4 protein-coding genes and 1 pseudogene are annotated in these 5424 nt (G+C 40.6%); 1 reads left to right on the top strand and 4 read right to left on the bottom strand.

Features of this window, described 5'->3' with window-relative positions; genetic code table 11:
- Positions 1-314 precede the first annotated feature (314 nt).
- Entirely contained in the window at positions 315-2519 is a 2205-nt protein-coding gene (locus ACTHJT_RS05465; RefSeq protein WP_440236977.1) for a glycoside hydrolase family 9 protein, read from the top strand.
- A gap of 70 nt (positions 2520-2589) precedes the next feature.
- Here the strand turns inward: ACTHJT_RS05465 and ACTHJT_RS05460 are convergent, their stop codons facing one another.
- The 4 genes and pseudogenes from ACTHJT_RS05460 to ACTHJT_RS05445 all read right to left on the bottom strand — a co-directional run.
- The gene (locus ACTHJT_RS05460) at positions 2590-2922 is read right to left on the bottom strand and encodes a DUF6984 family protein (protein WP_440236975.1); all 333 of its coding nucleotides are present in this window, start codon (positions 2920-2922) and stop codon (positions 2590-2592) included.
- Between the two features lie 112 nt (positions 2923-3034).
- The gene (locus ACTHJT_RS05455) at positions 3035-3901 is read right to left on the bottom strand and encodes a DMT family transporter (RefSeq protein ID WP_440236972.1); all 867 of its coding nucleotides are present in this window, start codon (positions 3899-3901) and stop codon (positions 3035-3037) included.
- A gap of 72 nt (positions 3902-3973) precedes the next feature.
- A complete protein-coding gene (gene hemE / locus ACTHJT_RS05450; protein ID WP_440236969.1) occupies positions 3974-5017 on the bottom strand; it encodes a uroporphyrinogen decarboxylase in 1044 nt (347 codons plus the stop codon).
- Between the two features lie 165 nt (positions 5018-5182).
- Positions 5183-5424 (bottom strand): annotated as a pseudogene (locus tag ACTHJT_RS05445) (hypothetical protein); the annotation flags it as partial.

Raw genomic sequence — 5424 nt, 5'->3', positions numbered from 1 at the left:
AGTTTTGTTTTGTCTGCCAACCTGCGCGTAGGCAAAGAATCGGTCTTCCTTTCATTTGTTTACAACACACCTTTTTTCACAAAATTACCTGCCTGGACAGATTCCGTTGAAATGAACGGCGCTTATAATTTTTATTAATCCCGCTTTTCATTTATCCCAATTACTGAATCGAAAATTCAATTTTTAGAATAAATATCTATTCCTTATATCATAATGCAATTTTTAATAAAAAAAATCCTACCAATGGGTTACTTTTTCGTATCGGTATGTTTATTACTAATAAAATATTGGTCACCTACCCTAAAAATAACCTCATGATTAAAAAGTTTATCCAGCTTGCTGTGTCCATGCTATTGCTGACATTTAGTAGCTTTTGCACGCAGGCACAGTCTTTCAGTTCTTATATCGTTGTTGATCAATTCGGTTATTTGCCCGGGGCAACCAAAGTAGCGGTAATACGTGATCCGCAAACGGGTTATGACGCTTCATCTACCTTTACACCAGGCAGTAATTACGCACTTATCAATGCGGTATCAAGTGCTTCGGTATTTACAGCAAGTCCGGTTGCCTGGAACTCCGGTAATACTGACGCCAGTTCAGGCGATAAGGTATGGTGGTTTGATTTCACTTCAGTTGAAACACCCGGTAAATATTATGTAAAAGACCTTACACAAAATGTACGTTCGGCAGAATTTGTCATCGCCGATACGGTTTATAAAAACGTTCTGAAAGCCGCGATGCGCATGCTGTATTACCAGCGTTCAAGCTTTGCCAAGGCCACGCCATATGCCGGCACAGGCTGGACAGATGCTGCCAGTCACGTAGGTACACAGCAGGACAAGAATGCGCGCTTATACAACAACAAAGTTCTTGCAACAGAAAAAGATCTGCATGGTGGCTGGTACGATGCAGGTGATCTGAATAAATATACATCCTGGACGGCAAGTTATGTGATTACATTATTAACAGCATATAACGAAAATCCTTCTGCCTTTACTGATGATTACAACATTCCGGAATCAGGTAATGGCATCCCGGATATTATTGATGAGGTTAAATGGGGCGTAGACCATTTACTGCGTATGCAGCAAAGTGACGGTTCATGTCTTTCTGTTTTAGGCTCCGATGGTGCAAGTCCACCGTCAGCTGCAACCGGCTATAGTTACTACGGGCCAGCAACAACAAATGCTACCCTGAAATGCGCGGCAGCATTTGCATTAGCTGCAAAAACATTCAATCAGGTAAACGCAACGGCTTATGGAACTTATTCTGCAAATCTGCAAACACAGGCTGTTGCTGCCTGGGACTGGGCTGTTGCAAATCCCGGTGTAACATTCGCAAACAACTCCTCCAGCAACGGTTCTGTAGGACTGGCTGCCGGTAATCAGGAAACAGATGATATGGGCAGGCTTACATCCAAACTTGGTGCTGCCTTATACCTATATGATTTAACAGGCCAGACAAGTTATCTGACTTTCTTTGAATCAAATTATACTGGCTTACCTTTAATTGCCTGGAATAATTATATCAGCCAGTATTACCTTGAGTCGCAAAATATTTTATTATTCTACCTGCTGCTTCCGGGCATTAGTACTTCAGTAGCCAACAACATTAAAACACGCACAGTTACTGCTATAAAAAATACCGGAGATTTCGCGAATGCACTTACCAATCAGCTTGACCCTTACCGTGCATTTATCAAGGATTATAACTGGGGCTCTAATCAGTATAAATCCAATTATGGGAATTTATTCTGGGAAGTGCAGGATGCTGCATTGGATAATACTGCCAATAACGAGCTTTACCTGAAAGCTTCTGAAGAATACCTGCACTACATACACGGTGTGAATCCGCTGCAATTTGTATACTTAACAAACATGAGCAGCTACGGTGCAGAGAACAGCGCCAATGAAATGTATCATACCTGGTTTACGGATGGCAGTGCAAAATGGGATCGTGTGGGAACGTCAACATATGGGCCACCTCCCGGCTTCCTGATGGGCGGGGCTAATGATAGTTATGACTGGGACAATTGCTGTAACTCAAGCTGCGGATCTACGCAAAACACAGCAATCTGTAACTCCACATCGTTAACACCTCCCAAAGGACAACCGAAACAGAAGTCATATAAAGACTTTAATACAAGCTGGCCGCTGAATTCATGGTCACTGACTGAAACAAGTTTGGGCTACCAAACAGCCTACATCCGTTTACTATCGAAGTATACCATTAATACAAGCACTACGCCCACAGGAATTGCACAAGCAACAAACACCTTGAGTGTTTCCATCAAACCAAATCCTACTAGTGACTTGCTAACTATAGAAGTCCCCGCATCTATAGCAACATCAGACAATATTTCTGTGGAGCTATATAACATGCTTGGCAATAAAGTTATGTCGAAAACAATTACAAACAATTCAGCTGTTTCCCTAAGCAATCTAAGCGAAGGTGTTTATGTGCTGAAAGTAAGTCAGGATGGCTTGATCTTTACAGACCGCGTTGTAAAAATAAAATAGCTGTAACTACATAAAAACAAAAAAGGTGTACACTTATTAAAAGTGTACACCTTTTTTGTTTACGGATATTTTACTCAAACATTAAATCCTTTGGATCCGGATATGCAACCAGTTTTGAAAAATCCGATTTCCAGAAATCAAGATCCAGCAACTGATTATTCTGATCTTTGGTCAGAGAAATTACGACCGGTATTTTATCTGCATCTGTATATTCTGCCTGAATCAGATCACTGTCATACTGGTCTGTGTTGGGATTATTCAAATTAATACTACCCATGCCCGGTGCACCATATTCTTCCACTTCTTCCGGTATTGTATATGTATGATCTGCCTGATCTATTTTTGAAAGAAGAAATTCAACTAATATTTTTTCTTCTTTACGGATTGGTCTTTTAGTACTCATTCGAAACTGCAGTATTCAATTTACATGCAAGTTATTACAATTTTCTTTAAATCAGAAGTCTGTTCCTGAAAGTGAATATTTTTGAAATTCCTGTAGATTAAAACGTTACTGTTTATCCTTTGGTATATACAATCAAACCCATAGAGCACAATACAATACCAAGCTGTTCCTGTAAGGAAAGTTTTTCTCCAAGAAAAATAAAGGCAAGTACAGCTGTTATGGCAGGCACATAGGATAAAAATACAGACATCGTTCCTGAGCCTAGTTTCGATACCGCATAAGTGATTAACACAAGAGCGATCACACTTACTAAAACACCCTGATATAAAATCTGTACAACAACATTCTGCACGGGCGTGTTTGATATTTGTGAAGGCAACAACAACCAAACAGGTAAGAATAAAACAGCATTAATCAATGGTACAAACGCTATAACATCTTTCATGGTATAACCCCATTTTTTAGTAGCTGCCATATAGGTTGAAAATACGGCAGCAGCAGACAACAAAGATAAAATTCCCAATACATATGTTGAGGAAATGCTATTCGTAAAATCCATCATAACAAGATTTGCGATTAACAAGACAATTATTGCGAGGTATTTGATAAACGAAACTTTCTCCTTAAACCAGAATAACGTATAGAACAAACCGATCACCGGGAGCATACCGTTTACAAAGACTCCGGCATTGGCTGCTTTTATAGTTTTAAGGCCGATGAATGATAACATGGTATAAGGGAAGCCGCAGCCCAGCGCTACAATCAACACTTGTTTCCATTTCACCTCGCGCCAATTATACTGTAAGCTGAATGGCAGCATTAAAAGAGCTGCTGTACCGAAACGCAACAGCGTAATATCATAAGGTGTTAAAGCCGTCTGCACGCCCATGCGCGATAAAGTAATCCAGCCTGCCCATATGCATACAACAAGCGTTGCAGCAGCATAAGCACTGTATTTTGATTGAAAAATAGTATTCATTAATAATCGTATAAATAGAAATGGCGCAAAGTCTTACTCTGCGCCATTAACAATGTGTGTAATTAAAAAGTTTTATACAAACTGTTTTTTAACGCTTAGTTCTTTTACTGCATCTACAAAACATTTCACCTTCGCCTTATCCGTATCAGGATATAATCCATGCCCCAGATTAGCGATGTGTCTGTGAGAACCAAATGCATCCAGCATTTCCTTTGTCTTTATGCGGATCTGTTCTTCGTTCAGATACAAGGCACATGGGTCCATGTTCCCTTGCAATGTTTTGCCCGTACCGATGATTTTTTTAGATTCTGCAATATCCATGTTCCAATCCAGACCAACAGTTTCACAAGGGAAATTATTAAAGTCTTCACGTACAAAGAATGCCCCCTTTGAGAACACTGTTCTTGGTACTTGCGGAACTGCTTCGCAGATTTGTTTGATATATCTCAGGGAGAACTCCCGATATTGATCCGGGGGTAATACGCCTGCCCAGGAGTCGAATACCTGATACATGGCAGCCCCGGCTTTTACCTGGCGTTTCAAATATTCAATCGTGGCTAGTGTAATCTTTTCCAGTAATCTGTGTGCCAATACGGGTTCTGTATATAAGAATCGACGGGCTTTCGAGAAGGTTTTCGATCCCTGGCCTTCGATCATGTAAGCAAGAATAGTAAAAGGTGCACCTGCGAAACCGATCAATGGTACACGACCATTCAATTCTTTTACAGTAATATCAATCGCATCATATACATATTGCAAATGATCTGCAGCATCTGTCGCCAGTAATTTTTCTATATCAGCAGCTGAAGTGATTACTTTAGGAAAAAACGGACCTTTGCTTTCCTGCATTTCGTAAGGCAACCCCATTGCCTCAGGTATAACAAGTATATCTGAAAAGATAATTGCAGCATCAACGCCCAATATATCAACCGGCTGAATGGTTACCTCTGCAGCCAGAGCCGGCGTGGTGCACAATTCAATAAACCCACTTAATTTTTCTCTAACGGCGCGGTATTCCGGCAAAATTCTACCAGCTTGTCGCATCAGCCATACGGGAGTCCTTTCAGTCTGTTCTCCACGTGCAGCACGTAATATTAAATCATTCTGATATTGCATACTGCAAGTTACGGCTATGCAATCCGATTTGCAAAAGTATTATTCCGGATTCGTGCAAAAGAAGCTAAAGTCCATTGTATTACGATTTTAAAGCGCATAAAAAAATCCCGTTCCGATCCCGAAGCTATCGGGATCAGAACGGGATTTTTTCCAAATTATTTATCCTTATACGTTACTATCTAAAGAAGTAGTATCTGCTGTTGTCTTATCGTTATAGCCTTTGAAACCAAACCATGCAATGTATGCATAGCAAATCATAGGAATGATAAGCGCGAAACGTAAACCAGTTGCTTCAGACTGGCCGCTGTTCATGTAGTAATCAACTACCGCACCAAACGCTACCGGAACGATTGCACCGCCAACAATTGCTGTTGACAGGAAGCCCGAAGCCTGAGTGGTATATTTAC

Source organism: Cytophaga sp., from assembly GCF_051961495.1.
Lineage (GTDB): Bacteria > Bacteroidota > Bacteroidia > Cytophagales > Cytophagaceae > Cytophaga.
Note: the sequence above shows the minus strand (reverse complement) of the source record. Positions and strands in the feature narration are given on the sequence as shown.